Origin of the sequence: Metabacillus malikii (assembly GCF_030813355.1) — a bacterium.
GTDB lineage: Bacteria > Bacillota > Bacilli > Bacillales > Bacillaceae > Metabacillus > Metabacillus malikii.
Genome location: NZ_JAUSUD010000011.1, coordinates 91,620 through 117,666, shown reverse-complemented (window position 1 = coordinate 117,666; position 26,047 = coordinate 91,620). Strand labels below are relative to the sequence as shown.

General features: G+C 35.1%; 23 protein-coding genes. 11 read left to right on the top strand and 12 right to left on the bottom strand.

Translation table 11 applies throughout. The features are described 5' to 3' along the window. Window positions 1-246 precede the first annotated feature (246 nt). Window positions 247-834 carry an OmpA family protein gene (locus tag J2S19_RS12335; RefSeq protein ID WP_307342132.1) on the top strand — a complete coding sequence of 196 codons (588 nt, stop codon included), beginning with the start codon at window positions 247-249 and terminating at the stop codon, window positions 832-834. Between the two features lie 316 nt (window positions 835-1,150). On the opposite strand, the gene J2S19_RS12330 is transcribed toward J2S19_RS12335, so the two are convergent. Then, complete coding sequence (locus tag J2S19_RS12330; RefSeq protein ID WP_307342126.1) at window positions 1,151-1,279, bottom strand: hypothetical protein; 129 nt, start codon at window positions 1,277-1,279, stop codon at window positions 1,151-1,153. Between the two features lie 170 nt (window positions 1,280-1,449). On the opposite strand from J2S19_RS12330, the gene J2S19_RS12325 reads away from it, so the two are divergent. Further along, on the top strand, window positions 1,450-1,866 hold the full coding sequence (locus tag J2S19_RS12325; protein WP_307342123.1) for a DUF1284 domain-containing protein: 417 nt from the start codon (window positions 1,450-1,452) through the stop codon (window positions 1,864-1,866). An 18-nt stretch (window positions 1,867-1,884) separates the two neighbouring features. Here the strand turns inward: J2S19_RS12325 and J2S19_RS12320 are convergent, their stop codons facing one another. Further along, window positions 1,885-2,814 carry a CobW family GTP-binding protein gene (locus J2S19_RS12320; protein ID WP_307342120.1) on the bottom strand — a complete coding sequence of 310 codons (930 nt, stop codon included), beginning with the start codon at window positions 2,812-2,814 and terminating at the stop codon, window positions 1,885-1,887. An 80-nt stretch (window positions 2,815-2,894) separates the two neighbouring features. Further along, window positions 2,895-4,127: an aminopeptidase gene (locus J2S19_RS12315; RefSeq protein ID WP_307342117.1), complete on the bottom strand. Its 1,233-nt coding sequence runs from the start codon at window positions 4,125-4,127 to the stop codon at window positions 2,895-2,897. A gap of 138 nt (window positions 4,128-4,265) precedes the next feature. On the opposite strand from J2S19_RS12315, the gene J2S19_RS12310 reads away from it, so the two are divergent. Beyond that, on the top strand, window positions 4,266-5,432 hold the full coding sequence (locus J2S19_RS12310) for an acyl-CoA dehydrogenase family protein (protein WP_307342114.1): 1,167 nt from the start codon (window positions 4,266-4,268) through the stop codon (window positions 5,430-5,432). Between the two features lie 355 nt (window positions 5,433-5,787). On the opposite strand, the gene J2S19_RS12305 is transcribed toward J2S19_RS12310, so the two are convergent. Together J2S19_RS12305 and mreBH are read right to left on the bottom strand one after the other, a co-directional pair. Then, complete coding sequence (locus J2S19_RS12305; RefSeq protein ID WP_307342111.1) at window positions 5,788-5,970, bottom strand: protein YkpC; 183 nt, start codon at window positions 5,968-5,970, stop codon at window positions 5,788-5,790. A 188-nt stretch (window positions 5,971-6,158) separates the two neighbouring features. Continuing rightward, entirely contained in the window at window positions 6,159-7,166 is a 1,008-nt protein-coding gene (gene mreBH, locus J2S19_RS12300; RefSeq protein WP_307342108.1) for a rod-share determining protein MreBH, read from the bottom strand. 355 nt (window positions 7,167-7,521) lie between these two features. Between mreBH and recQ the strand changes: the two genes are divergently transcribed. Continuing rightward, window positions 7,522-9,678: a DNA helicase RecQ gene (gene recQ / locus J2S19_RS12295; protein WP_307342106.1), complete on the top strand. Its 2,157-nt coding sequence runs from the start codon at window positions 7,522-7,524 to the stop codon at window positions 9,676-9,678. A 509-nt stretch (window positions 9,679-10,187) separates the two neighbouring features. Here recQ and J2S19_RS12290 read toward each other — a convergent pair. Beyond that, window positions 10,188-11,249 (bottom strand): AbrB family transcriptional regulator, encoded by a 1,062-nt coding sequence (locus tag J2S19_RS12290; RefSeq protein ID WP_307342101.1) that lies wholly within the window; start codon window positions 11,247-11,249, stop codon window positions 10,188-10,190. Window positions 11,250-11,596: 347 nt separating this feature from the next. Here J2S19_RS12290 and J2S19_RS12285 point away from each other — a divergent pair, with 347 nt between their 5' ends. After that, the gene (locus J2S19_RS12285; RefSeq protein WP_307342098.1) at window positions 11,597-12,259 is read left to right on the top strand and encodes a potassium channel family protein; all 663 of its coding nucleotides are present in this window, start codon (window positions 11,597-11,599) and stop codon (window positions 12,257-12,259) included. A gap of 69 nt (window positions 12,260-12,328) precedes the next feature. Here J2S19_RS12285 and rnjA read toward each other — a convergent pair whose 3' ends face one another. The 4 genes from rnjA to J2S19_RS12265 all read right to left on the bottom strand — a co-directional run bounded on the left by rnjA (window position 12,329) and on the right by J2S19_RS12265 (window position 16,108). Continuing rightward, the gene (gene rnjA / locus J2S19_RS12280) at window positions 12,329-13,996 is read right to left on the bottom strand and encodes a ribonuclease J1 (RefSeq protein WP_307342096.1); all 1,668 of its coding nucleotides are present in this window, start codon (window positions 13,994-13,996) and stop codon (window positions 12,329-12,331) included. Between the two features lie 5 nt (window positions 13,997-14,001). Further along, complete coding sequence (locus tag J2S19_RS12275) at window positions 14,002-14,211, bottom strand: DNA-dependent RNA polymerase subunit epsilon (protein WP_307342093.1); 210 nt, start codon at window positions 14,209-14,211, stop codon at window positions 14,002-14,004. A gap of 682 nt (window positions 14,212-14,893) precedes the next feature. Next, entirely contained in the window at window positions 14,894-15,448 is a 555-nt protein-coding gene (gene def, locus J2S19_RS12270; protein WP_307342091.1) for a peptide deformylase, read from the bottom strand. Between the two features lie 522 nt (window positions 15,449-15,970). Beyond that, window positions 15,971-16,108, bottom strand: a complete 138-nt coding sequence (locus J2S19_RS12265) for a YjcZ family sporulation protein (RefSeq protein ID WP_370875136.1) — start codon at window positions 16,106-16,108, stop codon at window positions 15,971-15,973. A 301-nt stretch (window positions 16,109-16,409) separates the two neighbouring features. On the opposite strand from J2S19_RS12265, the gene J2S19_RS12260 reads away from it, so the two are divergent. From J2S19_RS12260 to lpdA, 5 genes are all read left to right on the top strand, one after another. Next, window positions 16,410-17,081: a YkyA family protein gene (locus J2S19_RS12260; protein ID WP_307342088.1), complete on the top strand. Its 672-nt coding sequence runs from the start codon at window positions 16,410-16,412 to the stop codon at window positions 17,079-17,081. A gap of 696 nt (window positions 17,082-17,777) precedes the next feature. Continuing rightward, a complete protein-coding gene (gene pdhA, locus J2S19_RS12255; protein ID WP_307342085.1) occupies window positions 17,778-18,893 on the top strand; it encodes a pyruvate dehydrogenase (acetyl-transferring) E1 component subunit alpha in 1,116 nt (371 codons plus the stop codon). 3 nt (window positions 18,894-18,896) lie between these two features. After that, window positions 18,897-19,874: an alpha-ketoacid dehydrogenase subunit beta gene (locus J2S19_RS12250; RefSeq protein ID WP_307342082.1), complete on the top strand. Its 978-nt coding sequence runs from the start codon at window positions 18,897-18,899 to the stop codon at window positions 19,872-19,874. A 156-nt stretch (window positions 19,875-20,030) separates the two neighbouring features. Then, window positions 20,031-21,311 carry a dihydrolipoamide acetyltransferase family protein gene (locus J2S19_RS12245; RefSeq protein ID WP_307342079.1) on the top strand — a complete coding sequence of 427 codons (1,281 nt, stop codon included), beginning with the start codon at window positions 20,031-20,033 and terminating at the stop codon, window positions 21,309-21,311. Between the two features lie 3 nt (window positions 21,312-21,314). Then, entirely contained in the window at window positions 21,315-22,727 is a 1,413-nt protein-coding gene (lpdA, locus tag J2S19_RS12240) for a dihydrolipoyl dehydrogenase (RefSeq protein WP_307342077.1), read from the top strand. A gap of 232 nt (window positions 22,728-22,959) precedes the next feature. Here lpdA and J2S19_RS12235 read toward each other — a convergent pair whose 3' ends face one another. Then, window positions 22,960-23,343, bottom strand: a complete 384-nt coding sequence (locus J2S19_RS12235) for a hypothetical protein (protein ID WP_307342074.1) — start codon at window positions 23,341-23,343, stop codon at window positions 22,960-22,962. A gap of 556 nt (window positions 23,344-23,899) precedes the next feature. Between J2S19_RS12235 and J2S19_RS12230 the strand changes: the two genes are divergently transcribed. After that, complete coding sequence (locus J2S19_RS12230; protein WP_307342071.1) at window positions 23,900-24,088, top strand: hypothetical protein; 189 nt, start codon at window positions 23,900-23,902, stop codon at window positions 24,086-24,088. Between the two features lie 170 nt (window positions 24,089-24,258). Here the strand turns inward: J2S19_RS12230 and J2S19_RS12225 are convergent, their stop codons facing one another. Continuing rightward, window positions 24,259-25,773, bottom strand: coding sequence for a glycine betaine uptake BCCT transporter (locus J2S19_RS12225; RefSeq protein ID WP_307342068.1), 1,515 nt, complete (start codon window positions 25,771-25,773; stop codon window positions 24,259-24,261). Window positions 25,774-26,047 lie beyond the last annotated feature (274 nt).

Genomic DNA, 26,047 nt, shown 5'->3' with positions numbered 1-26,047 from the left:
TGCTATCTCTTTTTCTTTTCTATTCGTGTAAAATAGAAATATAACATTTGTAAATTACAAATATTTGATAATTATGGGAGAATTGATGAGTTTTTGTTAGCGTAGATTCTCTCTATAAGCATATTGGAATCAGTAACGAGTTACCTTTTTTTTGAAATCTGTTATTTTCTGAAACCTTTTATATAATCATCACGTATAATTAAACAGTAAATCGTTGGTAGTAAAGGAGTAGAAGTTGGTGATACTATGCTGAGGAAAGCTCTTTCTATATCTCTAGTTGTTTCTGTTATACTAACTGTAGGTTGTTCTACCGATACGAAGCCTGTAGTTAATGAAACGATGGACGAGCTTCCTATTATTTCAGGAATTGAGGTTACACCTGGAAAGGAAGAGAAGTCAAAAGTGAATTTTGAAGTAAATGTCGATGGTATAGAGGCTAAGGTAATTGAATCTCAAAATGAGATAACTCTTCGATTTGATGAGAATCACTTTTTTGGTTATGAAGATGTAGATTTTCCTAGTAATCAAACTGAAAATAATCGAGGATATCATAATTTTATAAATTTAGTTGATTGTTTTAAAGATTTGCCGGAAGGTACGAAAGTTACAATTACTGCTCATACGGATAATGACCATGATGAGAAATATAATCTGGAGTTAACTACAAATCGTGCTAACTATTTATTAAGTCTATTACAGGACAGAGAAGAATTAAAGCATCTTACTTTTACTGCACAAGGGTTTGGACAATCTAAACCAATTGTCCCGAATGATGGAAATGCGGAGAATAAAGACCAAAATCGGCGCATTGATTTTATCTTACAGTCTGAATAGGTTAAAAGATTTAAAGTATTCTATAATAGCTGTTATATGATTTTACTACTAATCATGTAACAGTTTTTATTTTGGTCTTTAACTTATCAAAAAAGAGACAATACTTTTGTTGAAATACATTAAACAAAATAGGTACAGGGTAACTTGTTGATTAAAAAATAAGGCTGTTTTCGTAAACATTGTTGCTTTTAACTGAGTTGTCGTTTAGGGTTTATTTCCGCTACAGTGCTCGCTTTCCGCGGGGTGGGTGGTGAGCCTGTCTAGCTTCGGCGGCTACCTGTTAACAAACTTCAGGTCACCTCCCTACGATAAGTCATCATCGATTCGTCCAAGGACTCATCGTGATTCCTAAATCTTTAGTCGATGCCCCTCCAGTTTGTACGTCGATGGGCAAGCCGCCTACGCTTTTCGAATTCCTCAGCGTAAACGCCTGCTCACGTCTCACCTCTCCCACGCATCCCGCAGGAGTCTCGCACTTTAAGCTCCAACAAACCCTTAAAAAGGTTAGTGTAAAAAGCTACAATCTTTTAGAAATGAGCCAAAAATAATATCAATAGTAAACTGGATTGCTAGATATGTTAACATATAAGTATTACTGAGAAGGAGGTTATAAATTTGTTAAAACTACGTGGTCATCACCTTTTTTGTCTATTAGGATACCGAGGAATGGGTTATTCAAAGGAATATATAGAAAATATGACTTTTTGGCATCAACAATTAAGGTACAATCCGGAGACCAAAATACAAATTATTAAGGGTCCTGATCAACTATGCGAAAAATATCCAAATTCAGGTAACTATCATTGTAAAGATCCTCACATTTATAATCGAGATGAGGCAATTTTGAAGAAAATGGGACTTGAAATTGGCGAAATCATTACATGGAATGAAATTGAGTCAACGATTCGTAAGAAAATTGTTCCCGAAGATATACATCTTGTTTGTGTATCATGCTCATGGAGAGGATATGGGGTTTGTGAGGAGGGAATACAAGAAATCATTGATGGGAAAGGTTTAAGGGAAGTTACATAAACGTTCCCTTAATTGATATTATGAATCATTGCTATGTCTTTCTAACTGTAAAAGTGTCGTTTCGAGCACTTGATGATTTAAATTTTCTCCTATGAACACTAGTGTATTTTTTCTATTCATTTGTTCCTTCATATAAAGTGGCATACCATATGAATATTGGAATAGAAAAGGCTTGTCAGAATGGGTAAACCGAATATATCCTTTAATTCGATAAATCGTATCTGGCATCTCCTTTAAGAACTGCTCAAATGCATCTAAATCGATCGGTTTTGAAAAAGTATGAACAAAGCTTCTCATATGGAGATGCTGATGTACATGTGTTTTTTGATGTGGACTTTTACTAGTGACATGATAATTTCTTAGTTGTGATAATGGAACGTTAGCAAACTCTGTCATTAATAGTTTTCCATTTGTGTTTAATGATTGAACCTCTGAGACAATATTTGCTTGTTCTGCCTCTTTTAATTGGTCAATTTTATTTAATAAGACAATATCTGCATGTTGAACTTGCTCAATTAGTAATTTCCGTAGTTGGATACTTAAATGTGAACGATCTTTCCAACGGTTTGCGTCAATAATTGTTATAATGCCTTGAATAGATAGCTTTTCTGCAAATAATGGTGACATGCATGCATCTAACACTTCGATAGGGTGAGCTACACCAGTCGTTTCTATATAGATAGCATCAAGCTCAAATTCTCTTAACATATTTTCTAGCTGTACTTCTAGTTGCCCTTGTATAGTACAACAAACACATCCATTTAATAATTCCTTTAACGGCGTTTCTTCAGGAATTGCGTTAGAATCAATTGAAACTTCGCCGAGCTCATTCATAATGACAGCTATCTTTCTTTCTAGCTGTTTTTCTTGTGTCAGGATATTTTGTAATAAAGTTGTTTTCCCTGCTCCAAGAAATCCTGATAATATATAAACCTCAACAGACTTCATCAGTTTCCTCCTAGTATAAGTCATGAGTAGATATAGAGCCTTTACTCATGACTTAGAACGTTACTACTTATAGTGGCTGATTAAAAAGCCCATGTACCTTTTCGGAAGATAGCCTCTCTTGTTCCATCTTCTAATATGCCATCAATATCCATATCTGCTGAACCAATCATAAAGTCAACATGGGTAATACTTGAGTTTACACCAACTTCTTCTAATTGCTCACGTGTCATTTTTTTTCCGCCTTCAACGCAAAAGGCATATCCGTTACCTATTGCTAAATGATTTGATGCATTTTCATCAAAAAGTGTATTATAAAAAAGGATTCCTGATTGTGAGATAGGTGAATCATGTGCTACAAGAGCGATTTCTCCTAAATAATGAGATCCTTCGTCTGTTTCAACTAATTGTTTGAGAATCTCTTCACCTGTTTCTGCTTTTACGTCAACGATACGTCCTTTTTCAAATGTTATAGTAAATTGGTCGATTAGATTACCACTGTAACTTAACGGCTTTGTGCTTTTCACAACACCATCTACTCCCGTTTTTAAAGGAACTGTAAATACTTCCTCTGTTGGCATGTTCGCCATAAAGAAGGTACCTTTTTCATTTTCACTTCCTGCTCCAACCCAAGTATGTGTATCGTGTAACTCGATTGTTAAATCGGTTTCCTTCGCCTTATAGTGAAGTTTTTTATACTTTTTGTTGTTCAAGTATTCAACTTTATTATGTAAATTGTTATTATGGTCCTGCCATGCTTGAACAGGGTCGTCCTGATCCGTTCGAGTTGTTCTAAAAATCGCTTCCCAAAGCTTTTCGACTTGTTTATCAGCTGCTTCATCAGGAAACACTTTTGCGGCCCATTCCTTAGAAGCAGCAGCAATAACAGTCCAACTAGCCTTGTCAGCTTGCAAGTAATTTCGATATTTTGTTAAAGCCGTTCCTGCCGCCTTTGTACTAGCAGCAATTCTTTTCGGATCTATACCACTTAATGAATCGGGATTAGATGAGATGATTGACATAAATGCACCATCATTTTCTGCTAAAGTTTCTAAGCCTCTTGCTTTCCACTCAGGGTAATCACTTAACGCTTCTTCAGGTGCTAGTTCAAAGCGGGTCCTTGTGACAGCATCATCATGCCACTCTACGTAGACATTACGTGCACCAGCCTCATAAGCTTTTTTTACAACGAGACGTACAAACTCAGCTACTTCAATTGAGGCATTAATCATTAAATTTTGATTAGGTTGTATATTAACTCCTACGCGAACTGCTAATTCTGCATATTTTTCTAAGTTTTGTTGAAAGGTAGACAAGTCTATTCCTCCTAGGTTTTAGTTTCTATATTATTTTATCAAAACATCGTTTGGATTGAAAAGAAATCACGATATACAGACAAAATACTTTATGATAAAGAAATTAATCATTACAATAGACATATTGAGGTGATGAAGATGAACGATTTAGATAATCAATTTATTAAAACATCTAGTCAAAGAGAGATATTATTAGAAACGGAAGAACTTGCAAAGGATTTCGCATTACGTGCCGAAAAATATGATAAAGAAAGTAAATTTCCTTTTGAAAACTTTGACAAATTGAAAACAGAAGGTTATTTAAAGTTGACCATACCATGTGAATATGGAGGAGATGGAGCGTCATTATACGACTTTTTACTAGTTCAGGAAAAAATTGCACAAGGAGACGCTGCAACAGCTTTATCATTAGGTTGGCATCTAGGTTTATTAATGCACATGCGCGAAACGAGAAAGTGGGAGCCATCTGTATTTGAAAATTTATGCAGAGAAATTATTGCAGAAAATAAATTAATAAATAGCGCAGCTACTGAACCAAACTCAGGTAGTCCTGCCCGGGGTGGTAAACCTGAAACGACCGCAGAACAGATAAATGATAAATGGAGGATAACCGGGAGGAAAATTTTCACATCACTTGCACCAGCATTAGATTACTTTATTGTCCCAGCAACTATTGCTGAAACAGAGGAAATTGGTGACTTTTTAATCCCTAGAACCGCGAATGGTTTATCTATTGAGGAAACTTGGGATACATTGGGGATGAGAGGGACGAGAAGTGATGATTTAGTCCTAAACAATGTAGAAGTACCAATTAAAGCACTAGTTGAACGAAAACAAAAAAAAGGAAAACCTGTTGCACAAGGTTGGCTGCTTCATATCCCAGCCTGTTATAGCGGAATTGCCATTGCCGCAAGAAATGAAGCAATTGAGTTCGCTAAGACGTATCAACCAACTAGTTTGCCACACCCTATTATGAACGTGCCAGAGGTAAGAAGAAAAGCAGCGGAAATGGACCTTAAACTTACAACTGCCAGAACATTAATGTATCATACGGCAGAAAAGTGGGATAACAATATTGAGAACCGTTCGGAACTGGCTTATGACTTGGCAATTGTGAAGTCTGTTGTAACAAATACAGCTGTAGAGGTAGTTGATTTAGCGATGAGAATTGTTGGTGGTCAGAGCCTGTTCAAGTCGAATGCACTTCAAAGGCATTACCGTGATGTTCGTGCAGGTTTACATAATCCACCTTCTGATGATATCACAACAAAATTATTAGCTGATAGGGCATTTCGTTTTGAGTGAAGCAGCGGTATTTGCAATACTTGAAAAGTAGGTTAAATAATTACCTTATAATCATATTCTAAGAACTCACTGAACATTTATTAATCGTGTATATGAGATGCCAGTAAATGCGAGTAGTACTGAAAAAGTGATGAAGCTAAAAAAAGCATTCGAGTGTTGATTACATAATCAATGCTTGAATGCTTTAGTATGTAGCAAGGATCACTGTTAATAATCATGTACCTTAACAAACTGTTATATGTTAACATGTTAACAATTGATTGTTAAAAAACCTGACAAGGTAAGGATTAACAACTACGGTAAGCTCTGCGGTATTTATATAAGTAAGGTGCATTTTTCTGTCTTACCCGTTTACCTATTTTCCTTGCACTTGGACAATTTCATCATTAGTATTTGATGTCGTCGGCATATTAGCAAGTGAAACACTCATCCCACCCATAATAATAACTGCTAATGTTAAACTAATGATTATTCTTCTGCTAAAATCCTTCACTAACTTACCTCCTATAATTACTCTTATCAAAATGTGGGAAATCATGCATGTATTAGGATTGCATCATTTCCATTTGAAACCAAAGCTAGTATATTCATAACTTCGTAATTTGATGAGTTCAATTGTGTAAAATTTATGTAAAAAATAGTTGAATGAATAGACGAGAGAGGTAAAACCCTTAAAAAGTTCTTTCTTTTTTTAAGGGCTAAACCTAACAAATCTTCAAAAGCAATTTATTTAGCAGCTTTTAAAATTTTATTAATAATTGTAAGAGAACGGCCGGTACCGATGGCAACTGATTCCAGCGGACTCGGGGCGATGTGAACAGGGACAACAATTTCCTCACAGATCCATTCCTGAATTCCTTTTAGTAAGGCACCGCCACCGGTTAAAATCACACCACGATCAACAATATCTCCACTCAATTCAGGAGGACAGTCTTCTAATGTTGCGCGGATTGCTTCTAATATGTGTAATAAGGATTCCTTCATGGCCTCTTGCATTTCATAAGAAGAAACTGTAATTGTTTTAGGTAAGCCTGTTACTAAATCTCTACCTCGAATTTCTATTTCCTCTTTTTCATGGGTAATTAATGCATAACCAATGTCAATTTTCATTCTCTCAGCTGTACGTTCACCGATTAATAAATTATATTTTTTTCTGATATATTGGATGATGTCTTCATCTAATTGGTCTCCAGCAATACGAATAGAATGACAGGAGACTATGCCGCCATATGAAATAATCGCTACTTCTGTCGTACCGCCCCCGATATCTACGATGACATTTGCGATCGGTTCATCAACAGGTAAATCTGCACCTATTGCAGCTGCAACAGGCTCCTCAATAAGGTGAACATCTTTTGCTCCCGAGCTACGAATTGCATCTTGGATTGCTCTTCTCTCGACGGATGTTGCTCCAGAAGGTGTACAAACGACTACAGTAGGCTTTCTTAATGTTTTACCTATTTTACGAGAAACTAGCTTCATCACATGCTTTAGCATATCAGCAGTCATATTATAATCTGCTATCACACCATCTTTTAACGGACGAACAGCTACTATTTTTCCAGGCGTCTTACCAATCATATTTTTAGCTTCGGTTCCGACAGCCAACACATTGTTTGTATCAGAGTCAATTGCGACTACAGACGGTTCATTTAAAAGGATCCCTTTATTTTTACTATAAACTAGTATATTAGCAGTCCCTAAATCAATTCCTATTTCATTTGATGATAACATATATCAAACCTCTTTTCTTATACGTCCATTTTATTAACGAAAGGCCAAACATTAGGTAGCCTTCATTTTTAGTGATGATTACATATATAGAAATTTGTAGAAGTATGTTGTTTTTTGGGGATAGTTATAAGTATGATACGAAAACGTCATCAGTTTGTGATATTTGTTACAATAATAAACTGCTATTTTGCAAATGAAAATGAGCTATAAATACTACTATATATCTAGCAAACAATAAAATTATCAGCTGCGACATTTATATAACGGTAGTATTCGTCAGTGAAAATGTAAATGGAAAAAACATGTTATAATTATCGATAGAACCAAAAAAATGAAAGTAATATAGGGTGATAAAATGTTAGAGCAAGCAAAAAGGAAATTGCAGGAGTACTTTGGTTATTCAACTTTTCGCGAAGGCCAAGAGTCAATTATCGGCAGTGTACTTAATGGCATGGATACATTGGCGATTATGCCAACGGGTGGCGGGAAATCAATCTGTTATCAAATTCCAGCACTTCTTGCAGAGGGAATAACAATCGTAATTTCACCTCTTATTTCTTTAATGAAAGATCAAGTAGATGCGTTAACAAGTGCAGGAGTCAGCTCAACATATATTAATAGTAGTCTATCTGCTCGTGAATTAAATGAACGCATAGAAGAATTAAAAGACAATCAATATAAAATATTGTATATAGCACCAGAGCGATTAGAATCAGCTTCATTTCGTTCACTTCTTTTTGATATGAACGTCTCAATTGTTGCAATTGATGAAGCGCATTGTATATCACAATGGGGACATGACTTCCGCCCAAGTTATCGATCAATTAGAAATATGATTGAAGGCTTTAGAGAGCGCCCAATTGTCATTGCCTTAACGGCGACAGCTACACAGGAAGTGACAAATGATATTTGTGAATTATTAGATATTTCTCCTGACAATACGTATGTAACTGGTTTTGCTAGAGATAATTTAACATTTAACGTCATTAAGGGTGAGAATAAGCGTGATTATATTTCAAACTATGTCAAAGCAAATGATGACCAGGCAGGGATTATATATGCTGCAACGCGAAGAGAGGTAGATGAACTTTATAACTACTTAAAGAAGCAGGGCATAAAGGTTGGGAAATACCATGCTGGAATGTCTGAACATGAACGATCAGAGCAGCAAGACAATTTTTTGTTTGACAAGTTAAATGTAATGGTTGCAACTAATGCATTTGGAATGGGTATAAATAAATCAAATGTTCGATATGTTATCCATCATAATCTTCCAAAAAATATTGAAGCATATTATCAAGAGGCAGGTCGTGCAGGGAGAGATGGGGAAAGAAGCGAATGTACACTTCTGTTTGCTGGACAAGATATTCAGTTGCAAAAGTTTCTAATCGAACAAACTGCTTTAAGTGATGAGAAGAAAATCCACGAATATCAAAAGCTTCAGCAAATGGTGGACCTTTGTCATACTGAGAAATGTATTCAATCATATATAATTGAATATTTTGGTGAATCAGCACAAGATTGTGGGAAATGTATGAACTGCAGGGATACTCGTTCGAAAATAGATATTACGAATGAAGCATTAATGGTTTTCTCATGTATTAAAAGGATGAATGAACGATTTGGGAAGACATTAGTAGCACAAGTATTAAAAGGTTCGAAAAATAAAAGAATTATTCAATTTGGGTTTGATAAATTAACGACATATCGGTTAATGTCGAATAAAACAGAAAAGCAAATTACTGACTTAATCGACTTTCTCATTGCGGAAGGATATTTAGCGATGACTAATGCCCAATACCCGGTTTTAGAGCTAACAAATAAAGCTAGAAAAGTTCTTATTGATAAACAACCAGTCTATAAGAAGGAATCTGTGACGATTCAAGCAATTGAGTCAAATGATCAATTATTTGATAGATTAAGACAAGTTCGTCGCGATTTGGCTAGTAAACATAACGTTCCACCATATATTATTTTTTCAGATAGCAGTTTAAAAGATATGAGTAGTAAGTGTCCAACAACAGCTGAACAATTTTTATCGGTAAAAGGTGTTGCAAAAACGAAATTGGAAAAGTACGGAGACGACTTTATATCTGCGATAAAACAATTTCTTGATGAAAACCATATAGTAAATCAGGAGCATAGTACGGAATCCGTAATGGAAGACATAAAAACGGAAACGGATGATAATAAAAATAAAGTTGCAAGTTATCTAACTAGCTATCAACAATTTGTTGAAGGGGCTACTGTTTCAGAAATTGCTAAAAACAGGGACTTAACCGAGATTACCGTACAAAACCATCTTGCAAAAGCAATATCTGAAGGACTCCCATTTGATTGGGAAAGAATTTTTACAGATGAACAAGAGACTCTCATCATTGAAAAAGTGTATGAACTAGGGACAGAGCTATTAAAACCTATTAAAGAAGCCTTGCCCGATCAAATTACTTATTTTCAAATCAAAGCAACGATATGTAAATTACAATTAAATGAAGTGAAAAGTGGTGGGTGACTCCACCATAAGTCCCCTGAAAACCCAATATAAATTGAAAATAATATTCAATTTATATTGGGTATTTTTTGTAGAGCGCTTTTTTACTACAAGTCTCTTAATCGAAAAGTACTAGCAACTAGGGCTTGCAGAACATCCTATTAGATAAAATATGAAATATGGACAAGTAAAAAGTTCTACACAAAAGTGATGATGACTAAAATGACAATGGAGTATGAGAAAAAGTGGTCTTCATAGAAGTGATGAAGACCAAAAAGAGATAGAAACATGAGCAAAAGTGGTCTTCATAAAAGTAATGAAGAATAAAAAGAGAAAGGAGCACAAGCAACATGTCTTTCATAATTGGTGAGATTTAAAAAGAAAAAGATGGAAACAAGAATGTACTCATCATCATTATCAGAGCTGAATTTATTATTCTTCAACCTTTTAATTTAAACATCGTATTCAACTTCGTTAAAAAGTAATGTTAAAAAGTGAGTAAGACCTTTTGATGTGCTTTCTTCGAATAATCACTCCTTACTAAATGTTTTTTGTTCAATTTTTTGTATTAAATATTTCAGTAAACTTGGTACGATACTGATGATGAAAAGTAACCTTATAAATTGAAGGGAACTTACGATAGCAGGATTAGCTCCGATTGTAGATGCGGTTAGAACCATTTCAACTAGTCCCCCCGGAGCAAGTGACAGCATAGCGGTTCCTAAATCAATTGTTGAAAAAAGAGTAAATAAATAACCGGCACCCATACTGGCCGCAATGAGGAACACTGTCGACAGAAAATATAGACCACAGTATTTTCCTCCGAGCTTTAAATCACGAATTGTAATCATTAAACCAAATCCAATTCCGATCGTTATTTGAGCAAAGATTAATAAAAAGTTAGGAATAACAGGTAAATTTACTCCAAGGATATTAAGTAAAGCGATTGTCAGTAGGGGCCCAATTACATATGATGCTGGTATAATGGATTTCATAAGGTATCCAATAAAAAAGGCAAGAAAGAACCACCCATATGAAATAATTGATACCTCAACTGTTTGTAACTGAAGCTGATTTCCTTCCAAACTTGTCTCAAACATATGTAAAATAGTGTAAGGGACAAAGAAAACAACTGTTAATAGACGTACAGTTTGGAATATTGTCACAAGTGAAGCGTTAGCATGTAATGATTCACTTGCAGTAACCATTTCGGTCAAGCCACCAGGGATTGAAGCAAAAATGCTTGTTTTATAATCGATATTTACAATTTTACTAATTATGATGGCGTTTAAAATACTTAATCCAATTAGTAAGATCGTTTGAAGTATAAAAGGAAATATATATGGTGTAACGATTTTAAACGTTTCTATCGTAAAGGAAAGTCCAAATGAACTGCCCAATATGGAGAGAGATAGATTTTTTAAGATGGATGGTTGAGTATAGTTAATGTGCCATTTCGTGAATGATCTCCAAATAATGAGAAAGGTCATCGGTCCTAATATCCAGGCAAGAGGCGCACCTAAGACGTAAAAAATCATCCCTCCAGCAGTGCCGATTGCATATGGAATAAGTACTGCAAATAAGTTCTTCATTGAAACCTCCAAGTTAATATATATAATTCTACAATTACTCATTTTAGTATTACTCAATGTTATTTCTCGTTCCTCTGTTAAAATTGTTTAGTTTGTGATACGATTTTTAAAAAGCTTTAATGTATTCTTTGTTATCTATTAATTTGTATCCGCTTTTTGATTGAATCTCCCTAAAGTATACTAGCTTTCTGCTTTAGAGATGGTATCTTCTTGGGATACAATTTATCCGGTGCATATACATAGCTTATATATTTCCAATGGTCATGTTTTATAGTAATCTTTTATTTCCGTTTTGCACAGTAATAAAAACTGTGATATCCCGACTTGTTGTCTTGGAGGTAATTTGTTTGAAAAAGGAATTTGCAGTTATTGGTCTTGGGCGTTTTGGTGGAAGTATTTGTCAAGCGTTAAGTGAAGAGGGCTTAGAAGTGATGGCAATTGATATTGATGAAGATAAGGTTAATGCATACGCAAATATAGCTTCACATGCTGTCGTAGGTGATACAACAGATGAAACAGTATTAAAAAGTATAGGCATACGAAATTTTGACCATGTTATCGTTGCGATAGGAGACAATATTCAGGCAAGTATATTAACTACACTTATTCTAAAAGAACTAGGTGTAAATGATATTACAGTTAAAGCAACTAATGATTACCATGAAAAGGTATTGTCGAAAATTGGTGCTAATCGGATTGTTCACCCTGAGCGAGATATGGGGAAAAGGATTGCTCATAAAATTGTCTCAAATAACGTACTAGATTATTTAGAATTATCCGACGAACATAGTATAGTCGAAATTAGTGCTAATCATAAAATTAATGGTCAATCTATAATAGATTTAGATATCCGAGCGAAATATGGCGTAAATATAGTTGCCATAAAAAGAAATAAAGAAATCATCGTTTCGCCACAAGCGAATGAGATTATTCAAAGTCAGGATGTTCTAATCGTGATTGGAGCCGATTCAGATATTAACAGATTTGAGAAGCGGCTACTCGGTGATTAACGATAGATTTGAAAAGAAAAGAGGTTACAAATGACAAAATGTGTCTTTGTAACCTCTTTTTTAGTGTATTTATACTTCCATAATAATCGGAAGAATCATTGGACGGCGTTTTGTTTTTTCATATAGGAATGGAGCAAGAGTGTCTGTAATTTCATTTTTTATTTCAGACCACTGGCTAGTACGACGCTCCATAATTTTATTTAAATGTTTGGAAATAAGTGATTGTGCATCATTTATTAAGTCACCTGACTCACGCATATAGACAAATCCTCGAGATATAATATCGGGTCCAGCAGCAATCTTAAAGTCCTTCATATTAATGCTTACGACAACGATTACTAGGCCTTCTTCAGATAAAATCCGACGGTCACGTAATACGATATTTCCAATATCACCAATGCCACTTCCATCGATATAAACAGAACCTGAAGGGATTTTCCCTGCAACCCCGACCTCGTTTTCACCAATTGCGAGAACTTCACCATTATCCATAATGAAGCAATTTTTTTCTTCGACACCGCAGTCCACTGCATGTTTTGCATGCATTTTTTGCATACGATATTCACCGTGAATAGGCATAAAGTATTTTGGCTTCATTAAGCGAAGCATTAATTTTTGCTCTTCTTGACCACCGTGACCAGATGTATGAATATCATTTAATGAGCCATGAATAACTTCTGCACCTGCACGGAAAAGCTGATTAATAGTCTTGCTAACACTTAGCGTATTACCTGGGATTGGCGACGAAGAGAATACAACATTATCTCCAGGAATGATTTGAATTTGCCGATGCGTTCCATTTGCAATTCTAGACAAGGCAGCCATTGGTTCACCTTGACTTCCTGTACATAATATAGCTACTCGATGGGCCGGCATCCGATTGATTTCATGGGCATCAACGAAAGTATCTTTAGGGCAATTAATATAACCTAAATCTTGTCCAATCGTAATCGCTGCCTCCATACTTCTTCCAAATACTGCGATTTTTCTGTTATTAGCCACTGCAGCTTCAACTACTTGTTGAAGGCGGTGGATATTTGATGCAAATGTAGCAAAAATAATTCTTCCATCTACTTTACGAAAAATATCATGAATGCTATCACCGACTCGTCTTTCAGACATTGTGAAATTCGGAACTTCACTATTCGTACTGTCTGAAAGTAAGCATAACACGCCGTCTCTACCGATTTCTGCCATTTTTGTTAAGTTGGCTGGCTCTCCTACTGGGGTAAAGTCGAACTTAAAGTCACCTGTATGGACGATATTTCCAGGTGGAGTTTTAACGACAATGCCATAAGAATCAGGGATACTATGGGTTGTCCTAAAAAAGGTAACAGACGTTTTACGGAACTTAATAATATCATCTTCTTGTATTTCAATCAGCTTCGTCTGACGAAGTAATCCATGTTCCTCGAGTTTATTCCTTAATAATCCTAATGCAAGCTTACCACCGTATATTGGAATATTGACTTGGCGTAATAAATATGGAATCCCACCGATATGATCCTCATGTCCGTGCGTAATAAATAAGCCTTTTATTTTGTCTTCATTTTTTACTAAATAAGTATAATCGGGGATAACATAATCAATTCCAAGAAGTTCATCCTCTGGAAATTTAATACCGGCGTCTATTAACACAATCTCGTCTTGGAATTGTACACCGTACGTATTCTTACCAATTTCACCGAGCCCACCAAGGGCAAAAACGGCAACTTGGTCATTTTTAACAAATTTCATAAACATCAAATCTCCAATACTTTATAGTTTTCACTTTGTTCTTCGTACTCCAAGCTCGCTCCTTGTAGAGGAGTTACAAATTCAATATTGTAAGGACGATCTTTTAATTTTGAACGTACTTCCCCTTCGGTAGTTGCTTCAATATATAGAGTTTGTGTTCTTTCACGAACAGGAACCTCAGATATTTTTTCTTGAAAATAAACCTTGAAAATCATTTACCAAATCTCTCCTTAACTTCCGTATGTTAGACTAGCTTTTTCTATTATATTCGATATTGGCAAACAAGCCAACCCTAGCAGAGAATATGCGAGCATCTTATTTCAGTATTTGAATAATTGTATCGATAAAATGAGTGAATATAATTAACATTTTAGAACATGGACAAGGGGTATTATGCTATTGTTTTTCGTTTTAATAAATGTTTCCATTGTTTTTGAAGGGTCTTTTTTAATCGCTTTAACATGATGATGAACCTCCTTTTAATAGTTACTGAACCGTCCGATATTTAAACTTCCACTGTTAGTATATGTAAATTGTCAAATTCAATCACATGGTTATTCGTGGAAAAATAATCGCTTGTTACATACTTTACGCAAAGAAAAACTGCACAGCCTCTCGAACATTATCCAAAGAAGAAATGTGCAGTTAGGGTATGTTTTTATAGTCTAAGTTGATTATTGAAGTCTTAATCTAATTAGAATGGAAAGTTTTAAATAATCTCTGTATTATACATAGTTGTCACTATGAGCTGTTCACAGTTCAAGTACTATCTAAGAGGGAGGTGGTGGTCTAGCCTCTACTAATCACGCTGGAGGTTCTAAACAGCTCCAACAAACCCTTAATAAAGTTAGTATAAATTTGTCAAAAACTTTTAGTGAAGAGCCACCGAATATAACCTTATCGTTCAATTGCTATAGCATTATCAGGTTCTTGATATGGATTCTCTTCATTAATATGATCATAAAACATAACACCATTTAAATGGTCTATTTCATGCTGGAAAACGACGGCAAGAAGTCCTTTTAAGCGAATATCAACTGGGTCACCGTTCATATCAAATGCTTTTACTCTTATTCGGGCATAACGTGGTACAATGCCAGGTACAGCTCTATCAACAGATAAGCAGCCTTCACCACTCGATAAATAACTTTTCTCAACGGAATGACTGACAATTTTCGGATTAGCTAAGGTATAACTATGCTGGTTACCTTTTTCATCTTCAGTATAAATCGCAATCATTCGTTTAGGAATATTTATTTGTGGTGCGGCGAGTCCGATTCCAGGTCTAAGTCCATATTTTTCAGCTAACTCTGGTTCTTGACTGTTTTTTAAAAATTCAAGCATTTCTTGTAAGGTTTGTTTGTCGCTATCAGATAACGGAAATGAAACTTCCTCAGCAACTGTACGTAAAGTTGGATGTCCTTCTTTTACTATATCTTTCATTGTAATCATGATTGTTTATACACTCCTTCATAAATATGTCATGACGTATTAACATTGTTAATTATTATGGGTGTTTTCGTGATTCATTTTGGTTAGTATACAAAGGGAAATACACTTAGAATAAATGAACGATAGATAAATTATAACGAATTTATGTGAAAACGAAAAGAAACACTGTTTATGTAATTATCTTTTTAATAGATTGTTTCGTAAGCATAGTTGCGGTTGGATGAGATACTTCGATAGTCATGTTTAGCACAAATACCAGCGAGCGGGTTCTTATAGAACGCATCTTTTTTAGGGGTCAAACAACCAATCCTTCATTAGAAGGAAAGCAAAATTCACAATAATAATAAACAACTCATGTTATCATACATGATTTAAACGTTAAATTAAAACTTATTTTAGTTATATCTGCGATCCATACATAGTAATTGTAATTGAGTGGTTGGAGATTTACATTAGATGTAAAGCTCCAACCACACTTGCGACCATTAAAAGCCGGGTTCTAATTCATTCGCTAACTAAGGATTAACAACCGAAATATGCTGCGCCAACAATAATTAAAAGGATAAACAAAACAACAATTAATGCAAAACCATTTCCACAATTGTTAACAGGTGCTACATACCCATAGCTATAAGGATATTCACATCCACAATGATACATTATTACATCCTCCTCATATTTGCATTCATCCAACGGACGTATAATACACCATATGTGGGACATTTATTTATGTATAGTCATCTGCCTATGTACTAGTCATTTTTAATTTTTTTCGATAGCTGGACAAAAAGCTGATTTATAGGTCTATCACTTAAATCCCTGTCATAATTATTAATAGTACAAGTCTAATTGGAAGTTGATTTTTATGAGACAAGCATAGAAGAACTATTTTCTTAAATGAGATTGTAAAATACGCTTTGACAGATTATAGTAGAATTTGAAGCGTAAGGGGGAGTAAGATTTGAAAATTAAGTATAATCCGGCAAAAGCTTTTCTGGCAGTGTTCTTAATTTTACTGATTTTCCTAACTGGTTGTTTTGGTCCGTCACCAGAAGAGAAAATGTATACAACATTAGAAGAAGTAGTCAAATTAGAAGAAACATTTAAAAACCAGCAAGAACCACTAATAGAGCTTGAAAAAAAAGAAACAGAAATTTATAACAAAATCATTGACATTGGTATGAGCAAGTTTGATGAAGTTGTTAAGCTTTCTGAAGAGGGACTTAAACTTGTTTCACAAAGAGAAGAAAAAATCGACATGGAATATGATAGTCTTATGTCCGCCAAAGAGGAATTTGAAAAGATACAACCTGTAATTGAAGAAATTAAGGATGAGGCATTACTTGAAAAAGCAAATAAACTAGAAGATACGATGGCTGAACGTTATTCTCAATATGAAGAGTTACATGATGCCTATAAAAAGTCAATATCTTTAGATAAAGAATTATATACGATTTTCCAAAATGAAAATCTCTCATTAGAGGAACTTGATGCCCATCTTGCAAAGGTAAATGCCGCCTATCAAGAAGTTGTAAAATATAATGAAAGTTTTAATCAACTAACAGAGAATTATAATAAGCTGAAAATGGATTTTTATAAATCAACGGATTTGAATATAAAAGAAAGTGAATAAAAGATTAGAGGCTGTCTCATGTGGCGATATCGTTTTGCCGTATGAGATGGCTTTTTCTTTATTTGGAATTAAGTTATTTTCAAAAACTATTTTTGTAAGTGGTTACAAAAATAACGGTCATATTATGCTCAAAATATTTGGGATTAGTATGATTCATCTTACTCTAAAAAAATGAAATTTGAGTAATAAAAAATGAAGAAAGTAGTTAGAGTTTTCTGAAAGTAATTCTGTACTACAAAAAACTATAACAGAATTCGAATTTATATTAGTACAGTAATTAAAACAGCAACCTACAACCAGAAAAATACAAACTGAAAAATTCAATAAACCTTACGCAAACTAATTGACGGACTTCAAATCCTTGGTGTAAGATTGTTAATGAACTAAATGATGTTGTATTAGTTTGCTTATTTAAACAACTAATACAGACTATATGATATGATTATTCATGACCATACATAGAGTACAAAATATTTATATCTCAATGGGTGGTAAATAGGGTAGGAATGAATTCGAAAAAAATGTGTCAGTGAAGTCATTTTAGGGTAACCTAATGCTGTGCTTAATGGAATTCTCTTACTAACTAACAAGTTAAGGTCAAAGGACAGTAGGAAGTGAATTATGTGAATTATTCTCTCTTACCTACTATTTATTGACGTAACAACACTCTTAATATGGAAAGGAAGAGGTTATAAAATGGCTGCAAAAACGAAAAATGCTGTTGTTGACAGTAAAAAGCAGTTTGATGCAATTGCTAAGCAGTTTGAAACATTACAAATACTAAATGAAGAGGGTAAAGTTGTTAATGAAGCAGCTATGCCAGAGCTTAGTGATGAACAACTAAAAGAATTAATGCGTCGTATGGTATATACACGTATACTTGACCAACGTTCTATTTCTTTGAATCGTCAAGGTCGTTTAGGTTTCTATGCACCTACAGCTGGACAAGAAGCTTCTCAGCTTGCTTCACAATTTGCACTTGAGAAAGAAGACTGGATTTTGCCGGGGTATCGTGACGTCCCACAAATTATTTGGCATGGTCTTCCTTTATATCAAGCATTCTTATTCTCACGTGGACATTTCCATGGTAACCAAATGCCAGAAGGTGTTAATTGTTTATCGCCACAAATTATTATCGGCGCACAATACATCCAAACTGCTGGTGTAGCTCTTGGTCTTAAAAAGAAAGGGAAACAAGCTGTAGCAATTACGTATACAGGTGACGGCGGAGCATCACAAGGTGATTTCTATGAAGGAATTAACTTTGCTGGCGCATATAAAGCTCCTGCAATATTTGTTGTTCAAAACAACCGCTATGCAATTTCAACTCCTGTAGAAAAACAATCTGCAGCACAAACAATTGCTCAAAAAGCTGTTGCAGCAGGAATTGTCGGTGTTCAAGTTGATGGTATGGATCCATTAGCTGTTTACGCAGCTGTTCGTGATGCTCGTGAGCGCGCAATTAATGGTGAAGGCCCAACGTTAATTGAAACATTAACATTCCGTTATGGTCCTCATACGATGGCGGGTGATGACCCAACACGTTACCGTACGAAAGAAACAGAAAATGAGTGGGAAGCAAAAGATCCTCTAGTTCGTTTCCGCAAATATCTTGAAGCTAAAGGTATTTGGAACGAAGAAGAAGAAAATAAAACGATTGAACAAGCTAAAGAAGATATAAAAGAAGCAATTTCAAAAGCTGATAAATATCCAAAACAAAAGGTTACTGATTTAATGGAAATTATGTACGAAGAAATGCCAGCTAACCTTAAAGAACAATATGAAATTTATAAAGAAAAGGAGTCGAAATAAGCCATGGCACAAATGACAATGATCCAGGCCATCACTGATGCTCTACGCACTGAGCTAAAAAATGACGAAAACGTCCTCGTATATGGAGAAGACGTTGGTCTAAATGGTGGTGTATTCCGTGCAACGGAAGGGCTTCAAAAGGAATTTGGAGAAGACCGTGTATTCGATACTCCTCTTGCAGAATCAGGTATTGGTGGTTTAACAGTAGGTTTTGGTTTAACTGGTTTCCGTCCTGTAATGGAAATTCAATTCTTCGGCTTTGTTTACGAAGTAATGGATTCTTTAAACGGACAGCTAGCTCGTATGCGTTATCGTTCAGGCGGACGCTGGACTGCTCCAGTTACAATACGTTCTCCATTTGGTGGATTTGTACATACACCAGAATTACATGCAGATAGCTTAGAAGGTTTAGTAGCTCAACAGCCAGGTTTGAAGGTTGTAATCCCATCTACACCATATGATGCAAAAGGTCTATTAATCTCAGCTATTCGCGATAATGATCCAGTTGTATTTTTAGAGCATATGAAACTTTACCGTTCTTTCCGTGAAGAAGTACCAGAGGAAGAATACACAATTGAAATCGGTAAAGCAGATGTTAAGCGTGAAGGATCTGATTTATCAATTATCACGTACGGTGCAATGGTGCATGAATCATTAAAAGCAGCAGAAGAACTTGAAAAAGAAGGCGTTTCTGTTGAAGTTGTTGACCTTCGTACAATTAGTCCTTTAGATATTGAGACAATTATTGCATCAGTTGAAAAAACTGGCCGTGCAATTGTTGTTCAAGAGGCACAAAAACAAGCTGGTATTGCAGCTAACGTTGTAGCAGAGATTACAGAACGTGCAATTTTAAGCTTAGAGGCACCTGTATTACGTGTTACAGCACCTGATACAGTATATGCATTTACAGAAGCTGAAAATGTATGGTTACCGATTTATAAAGATATTATTGAAACTGCGAAGAAAGTTATTAACTTCTAATATATTTTCAATACTAGATATTTAATTACCTTTAACATCGTTTTTGTATGAATGGGAAACCTATGTTAGGTCAAACCCCATTCATACAAAAACAAGTCTAAACACAAATAAGTGAGGGATTAACTCCCACTTGAAACTTTAAGGAGGTCGAATGATTTGGCATTCGAATTTAAATTGCCTGATATCGGAGAAGGAATCCATGAGGGTGAAATCGTTAAATGGTTCGTTAAAGCAGGGGACACTGTTGAAGAAGATGATGTCCTAGCAGAAGTACAAAACGATAAGGCTGTTGTAGAAATCCCTTCACCAGTTAAAGGGACTGTTACAGCAGTAAATGTTGAAGAGGGTACTGTTGCAACAGTTGGTCAAACAATTATTACTTTTGACGCACCTGGATATGAAGATTTAAAATTTAAAGGTGATCACGAAGAAGATGCACCGAAAGAAGAAGTTAAAGAAGAAAAGGCACCTGCTGCTGAGGCTGCTCAAGCGCCCGCAAGTGAGGAAGTTGACACGGATAAACGTGTGATTGCAATGCCTTCAGTACGTAAATATGCTCGTGAAAAAGATATTGACATTCGTCTTGTTTCTGGTAGCGGTAAAAATGGTCGTGTTGTAAAAGAAGATATTGATGCATATCTTCAAGGTGGAGCACCACAATCACAAGCTGCTGAAGCTACACCTGCTAAGGAAGAAAAACAAGCTGCAACACCGCAAGCAATTCCAGAAGGTGACCTACCTGAAACTAGAGAAAAAATGAGCCCTATTCGTAGAGCAATAGCAAAAGCAATGGTTAACTCTAAGCATACAGCACCACATGTAACGCTTATGGATGAAGTTGATGTTACAAACCTTGTTGCACACCGTAAACAGTTTAAAGCTGTTGCTGCAGACCAAGGAATTAAATTAACTTACCTACCATACGTTGTTAAAGCTCTTACATCAGCGCTTAAAAAATATCCAGTGCTAAACACTTCACTTGATGACAGCACTGATGAAGTTGTACAAAAACACTACTACAACATTGGTATTGCGGCAGATACAGATAAAGGTCTTCTTGTACCAGTTGTGAAAAATGCTGAACGTAAATCAGTGTTTGAAATTTCAGATGAGATTAACGGACTTGCAACAAAAGCACGTGATGGTAAATTAGCTCCTAACGAAATGAAAGGTGCTTCTTGTACAATTTCTAATATCGGTTCTGCAGGTGGTCAATGGTTTACTCCAGTTATCAATCACCCAGAGGTTGCTATTTTAGGAATTGGTCGTATCGCTGAGAAGCCTGTTGTACGTGACGGTGAAATCGTCGTAGCACCTGTTCTTGCATTATCATTAAGCTTTGACCACAGAATGATTGATGGTGCTACAGCACAAAACGCTCTTAACCATATTAAGCGTTTATTAAATGACCCACAATTAATATTAATGGAGGCGTAATCGATGGTAGTTGGAGATTTCCCAATTGAAACAGATACTCTTGTCATTGGAGCAGGTCCTGGTGGATACGTTGCAGCAATTCGAGCTGCTCAACTAGGACAAAAAGTTACAGTTGTTGAAAAAGGAACATTAGGTGGCGTATGCTTAAACGTTGGATGTATCCCTTCTAAAGCACTAATCGCTGCTGGTCACCGTTATGAAACAGCAAAACATTCCGAAGATATGGGGATTAAAGCTGATAATGTAACAGTTGACTTTTCTAAAGTTCAAGAATTCAAGCAAGGTGTAGTTAAGAAGCTAACTGGTGGTGTTGCTGGATTACTAAAAGGTAATAAAGTTGACGTTGTCTATGGTGAAGCATACTTTGTTGATAATGAAACTGTTAAAGTGATGGATGAGAAAAACTCACAAACATATAAATTTAAAAATGTTATTATCGCATCTGGTTCAAGACCAATTGAAATTCCTGCATTTAAATATTCTAAACGTGTTTTAGACTCAACAGGTGCTTTAAATCTACAAGAAATTCCTAAGAAGCTAGTAGTGATCGGTGCAGGATATATCGGTACAGAACTTGGAACGGCTTATGCAAACTTCGGTACAGAAGTAACATTCATTGAAGCTGGTGACGACATTCTTGCTGGTTTTGAAAAGCAAATGAGCTCACTGGTTGTACGTAACCTTAAGAAAAAAGGCAACGTAGAAATCTTCACTAAAGCAATGGCTAAAGGTGTAGAAGAGTCTGATACTGGTGTGAAAGTTACATTTGAAGTAAATGGTGAAGAAAAATCAGTTGAAGCTGATTACTTATTAGTAACAGTTGGACGTCGTCCTAACACAGATGAGCTTGGTTTAGAGCAAGTTGGAGTTGAAATGACTGACAGAGGTATTATCAAAATTGATAAACAATGCCGTACAAGTGTTTCTAATATTTATGCAATTGGTGATATTGTAGAAGGTCCTCCATTAGCTCATAAAGCATCATATGAAGGTAAAATTGCTGCTGAAGCAATTGCGGGAGAAAAAGTTGAAATTGATTATCTTGCAATTCCTGCTGTTGTCTTCTCTGAACCTGAACTTGCTTCTGTAGGTTATACAGAAAAGCAAGCGAAGGATGAAGGATTTGATGTCACTGCTTCTAAATTCCCATTTGCAGCAAATGGTCGTGCACTATCATTAAACGAATCTGATGGATTCCTAAAATTAGTTACAAGAAAAGAAGATGGCTTAGTCATCGGTGCTCAAATTGCTGGGCCAAGTGCTTCAGATATGATTTCTGAACTAGGATTAGCAATTGAAGCTGGTATGACTGCTGAAGATATTGCAATGACAATCCATGCTCATCCTACATTAGGTGAGATTACAATGGAAGCTGCTGAAGTTGCGATTGGTAGCCCAATTCATATTGTGAAATAATTTGAAAAGGTGAGACGTTGACGAAATTAGTCAATAAGTCTTACCTTTTTTTTATGCGCTCCTAAAATTGTAGCTTTTTTATACTTGACTTGAGTTAAGCGCTCTCTCTTGTCAGCTCCGATCAACATTCATATTCAACACAAATAGCCCCTAGAAACAATGATTCACGTTTTTAGGGGCTTTTTACGTTATGTCTCAGTATGAAATGTTTGAACAGTTATGACAATGTTATTTATTGAGTTGACAGTGCTTGTGTAATTGTTTGAACTATATCATTCTTAGTTTTAGATGTTCCCTCTACTTTAGCCACTACTAAATCCTTTTTGATAACGATGAGAGAAGGGAATTCATCAATCTCATATAGCTTACTGTACTTTTTTTCTTTTTCAAAGATAACTTTCATGTTTTTAAATTCTTTCGGATAATCATTTTTTATTGCGAGTAACGCATCATAATAGACCGCTTCTTGATCAATGTTCTCATTGTCAGAGAAAAAAATAATCTGTTTATCCTCAATGGAATGATTGACTTGCTCTTTTTTTGTAACGAAACTATTCTCACAAGAAGATAATATGAAAATTGGTATTATGAAGGCAATGAGTATTGATCGTTTCACCGTTGCCCACCTCTTTTTTGAATATTGTAATTAGGTAAATATAATTATATAATTTCGTGTCTTAACGTCTAAAAACACAGATTTGTATGTTAAATTAAACCTATTTTATCATAATATTTGTATAATCTTCCTTATGTCATCCATTTGTTACATAAATGAAAAATATATAAGAAATAATGAATAATTGTCTTATGAAAAAACTTTTTTGGAAAACTATCGCTGCAGTTTTCTGTCTTGATGAGGCCCTTGTCCAATAGTGACACTTAGAAGGAATTTTTGTGTGTTAATTAGTATTTGCCCTTCTGTACGGCTCTTCTGTAATTTATTTAAAATCTAGCATCCCGTGAGATGAATTTGTTCGTTCAATTAACCTAAATTATGATGGTAAGAAAAGTCTTTGATTGAGCAGATGTATGAAGTCAAAAATATCGATTAAGTGGGATGTAGTGCAAGAAAAAAGCATACACTTTTAGAAAAGTGGAGGGGAGAAGGTGGTATGAGGGTATATTGGTTCGTAGTATATTGTTACCATCTTATATTATGGAGTGGTTATAGTGTGGTAGGGTGGTTATCAAAGAAGGATGGTCATATCTCAAAAGCTATACTGTTCGGAATCTTTTTTTATTTAGCTTACTTAATTGCGTTTAAATTATTGAAAACTAGAAGAAAAGCATTTGCTGTATCGATAGTAAGTTTATTCTGCTTTATGCTCGGCAGAGAACTTTATAATTACATATTTGTTTAATAGTAGTTTGACAAAACAAATTGTACAGTTCCCACAGGCCGAGTATTCAAATGTAATGAAGGTGACTCATAGTGTCGCTCCTTGCAAACAAGCTTAGTAAACTTAATGCATATTACAATTAAGTTATATACTGTGATTGAAGTTTTTAACACTTGAGTCTTGAGTCACCATTACTTATTTTGTCTTTTTGGCTTTGTTTCTTCTTGCAATGATTTTAATAAAGAGAATACCATCAAAATCATAATGACTGCAAATGGCAAGGCGGCAATTATTGCCGATGTTTGCAGTGCATCTAGGCCTCCGGCAGTAAGTAAAATTGCTGCAGAAGCAGACTGGATAACCCCCCATATAAAGGTGATTTTTTTAGGAGGATTTAATAATCCATTTGTAGTTTGCATTCCTAAAACGAATGTAGCTGAATCCGCAGAAGTTATAAAGAAAGTCGTAATAAGAAATATAGCGATAATAGACATTACTGTTCCTAAAGGGAAATGGTCTAATACTGCAAAAAGAGCAACCTCCTGACCTTGTTCGTTAACTATATCAACGATTGGCGCTCCTTCCATAAAATCTAAAAAAATGGCCGAACCTCCAAATACAGAAAACCAGAGTGCACCGAATACAGTCGGTACAGCTAATACGCCAATAACAAATTCTTTGATTGTTCTACCTTTGGAAATTCTCGCAATAAATGTTCCAACGAATGGGGCCCATGAAATCCACCATGCCCAATAAAAAATTGTCCAATCCTGAACCCATGTATTTTCTGTTTGGAATGGTGTCATTTTAAAACTCATTGAAGGAAGATTTTGTAGGTAACTTCCTAATGATGTTGTAAATAAATCCATAATGAAATTTGTAGGTCCTGTAAATAAAAGAAATAACATTAGTGAAAAGGCTAGGATTACATTTAAGTTACTTAAGTATCTTATTCCTTTATTTAACCCTGTTTGGGCAGATAACATATATAAAATCGTTACCACCAGTATGATGATCAACTGTGTTTGAATGCTATTATCGATTGGAGTTAAATACGATAATCCCCCAGAGATTTGTGCTGCACCGAACCCTAAAGAAGTAGCAACACCAAAGACAGTCGCAAATACAGCGATAAAGTTTATTAGAATGCCGAGATTTCCATCAACTCTCTCACCGAATAATGGACGTAAAATGTTGCTTGTAACACCATTTTGTTCCTTGCGAAATGTAAAATATGCTAATGCTAAGGCTATAGTGGAATATATAGCCCAAGGGTGTAAACCCCAGTGGAAAAATGAATATCTAATTGCATCTCTACCAGATTGTCCTGTATAGCCTTCACCTACAGGAGGGGCACTATAGTGAAATATTGGTTCTGAAACACCCCAAAAAACTAAACCAATTCCCATTCCTGCACTAAATAACATTGCAAACCAAGAGAGATAAGAATATTCTGGTTCATCTGAATCTTGACCAAGCTTTATCTTCCCATATTTAGAGAAAATTAAACTTAAAGCGAAAATAAGAAAGAAGGTAGCGGTTAGTAAATAGAACCATCCAAATTTTTCGATTATAAAGGCTTGAATAACAGATGTAACATGATTTAAGTTTCCATAAGGTAATACACTCTCAGGTATTAACCCCCAAATAATAAAAATAGAAGTAATGATAACAGATAAAATGAAAACAGAAGTGTACTTTTGCAAAATTTTTTCCTCCTTAACACGGAATGCTATCTATAGGTTGATTCAATATAGCTTAATCTATACTATTTAATAACCTTACCCCATTACAAAGGCGTACAAAACCATCAGATGTAAAAATTGTATATCCTTAATCTAGCTGTAACGCATATATATAAATTCCATGAAGAAAAAGAAGAAAAGGTACAGTTTATATAGTTCTTACGCTAAGAAAACGTTCATATGATATTGTAAAGTATTAATTCAAGCGCTTTCAAAGTTAATGGTTGAAAAAAAG

Coding starts and splice junctions, on each gene's coding strand:
- J2S19_RS12290 (WP_307342101.1), bottom strand. CDS start 11,249: ATGAAGAACTTATTTGCAGTACTTATTCCATATGCAATCGGCACTGCT.
- recQ (WP_307342106.1), top strand. CDS start 7,522: ATGTTAGAGCAAGCAAAAAGGAAATTGCAGGAGTACTTTGGTTATTCA.
- J2S19_RS12305 (WP_307342111.1), bottom strand. CDS start 5,970: ATGATTTCCCACATTTTGATAAGAGTAATTATAGGAGGTAAGTTAGTG.
- J2S19_RS12320 (WP_307342120.1), bottom strand. CDS start 2,814: ATGAAGTCTGTTGAGGTTTATATATTATCAGGATTTCTTGGAGCAGGG.
- rnjA (WP_307342096.1), bottom strand. CDS start 13,996: ATGAAATTTGTTAAAAATGACCAAGTTGCCGTTTTTGCCCTTGGTGGG.
- J2S19_RS12335 (WP_307342132.1), top strand. CDS start 247: ATGCTGAGGAAAGCTCTTTCTATATCTCTAGTTGTTTCTGTTATACTA.
- J2S19_RS12265 (WP_370875136.1), bottom strand. CDS start 16,108: ATGTATCATTGTGGATGTGAATATCCTTATAGCTATGGGTATGTAGCA.
- pdhA (WP_307342085.1), top strand. CDS start 17,778: ATGGCTGCAAAAACGAAAAATGCTGTTGTTGACAGTAAAAAGCAGTTT.
- def (WP_307342091.1), bottom strand. CDS start 15,448: ATGATTACAATGAAAGATATAGTAAAAGAAGGACATCCAACTTTACGT.
- mreBH (WP_307342108.1), bottom strand. CDS start 7,166: ATGTTATCATCAAATGAAATAGGAATTGATTTAGGGACTGCTAATATA.
- J2S19_RS12250 (WP_307342082.1), top strand. CDS start 18,897: ATGGCACAAATGACAATGATCCAGGCCATCACTGATGCTCTACGCACT.
- J2S19_RS12310 (WP_307342114.1), top strand. CDS start 4,266: ATGAACGATTTAGATAATCAATTTATTAAAACATCTAGTCAAAGAGAG.
- lpdA (WP_307342077.1), top strand. CDS start 21,315: ATGGTAGTTGGAGATTTCCCAATTGAAACAGATACTCTTGTCATTGGA.
- J2S19_RS12275 (WP_307342093.1), bottom strand. CDS start 14,211: ATGATTTTCAAGGTTTATTTTCAAGAAAAAATATCTGAGGTTCCTGTT.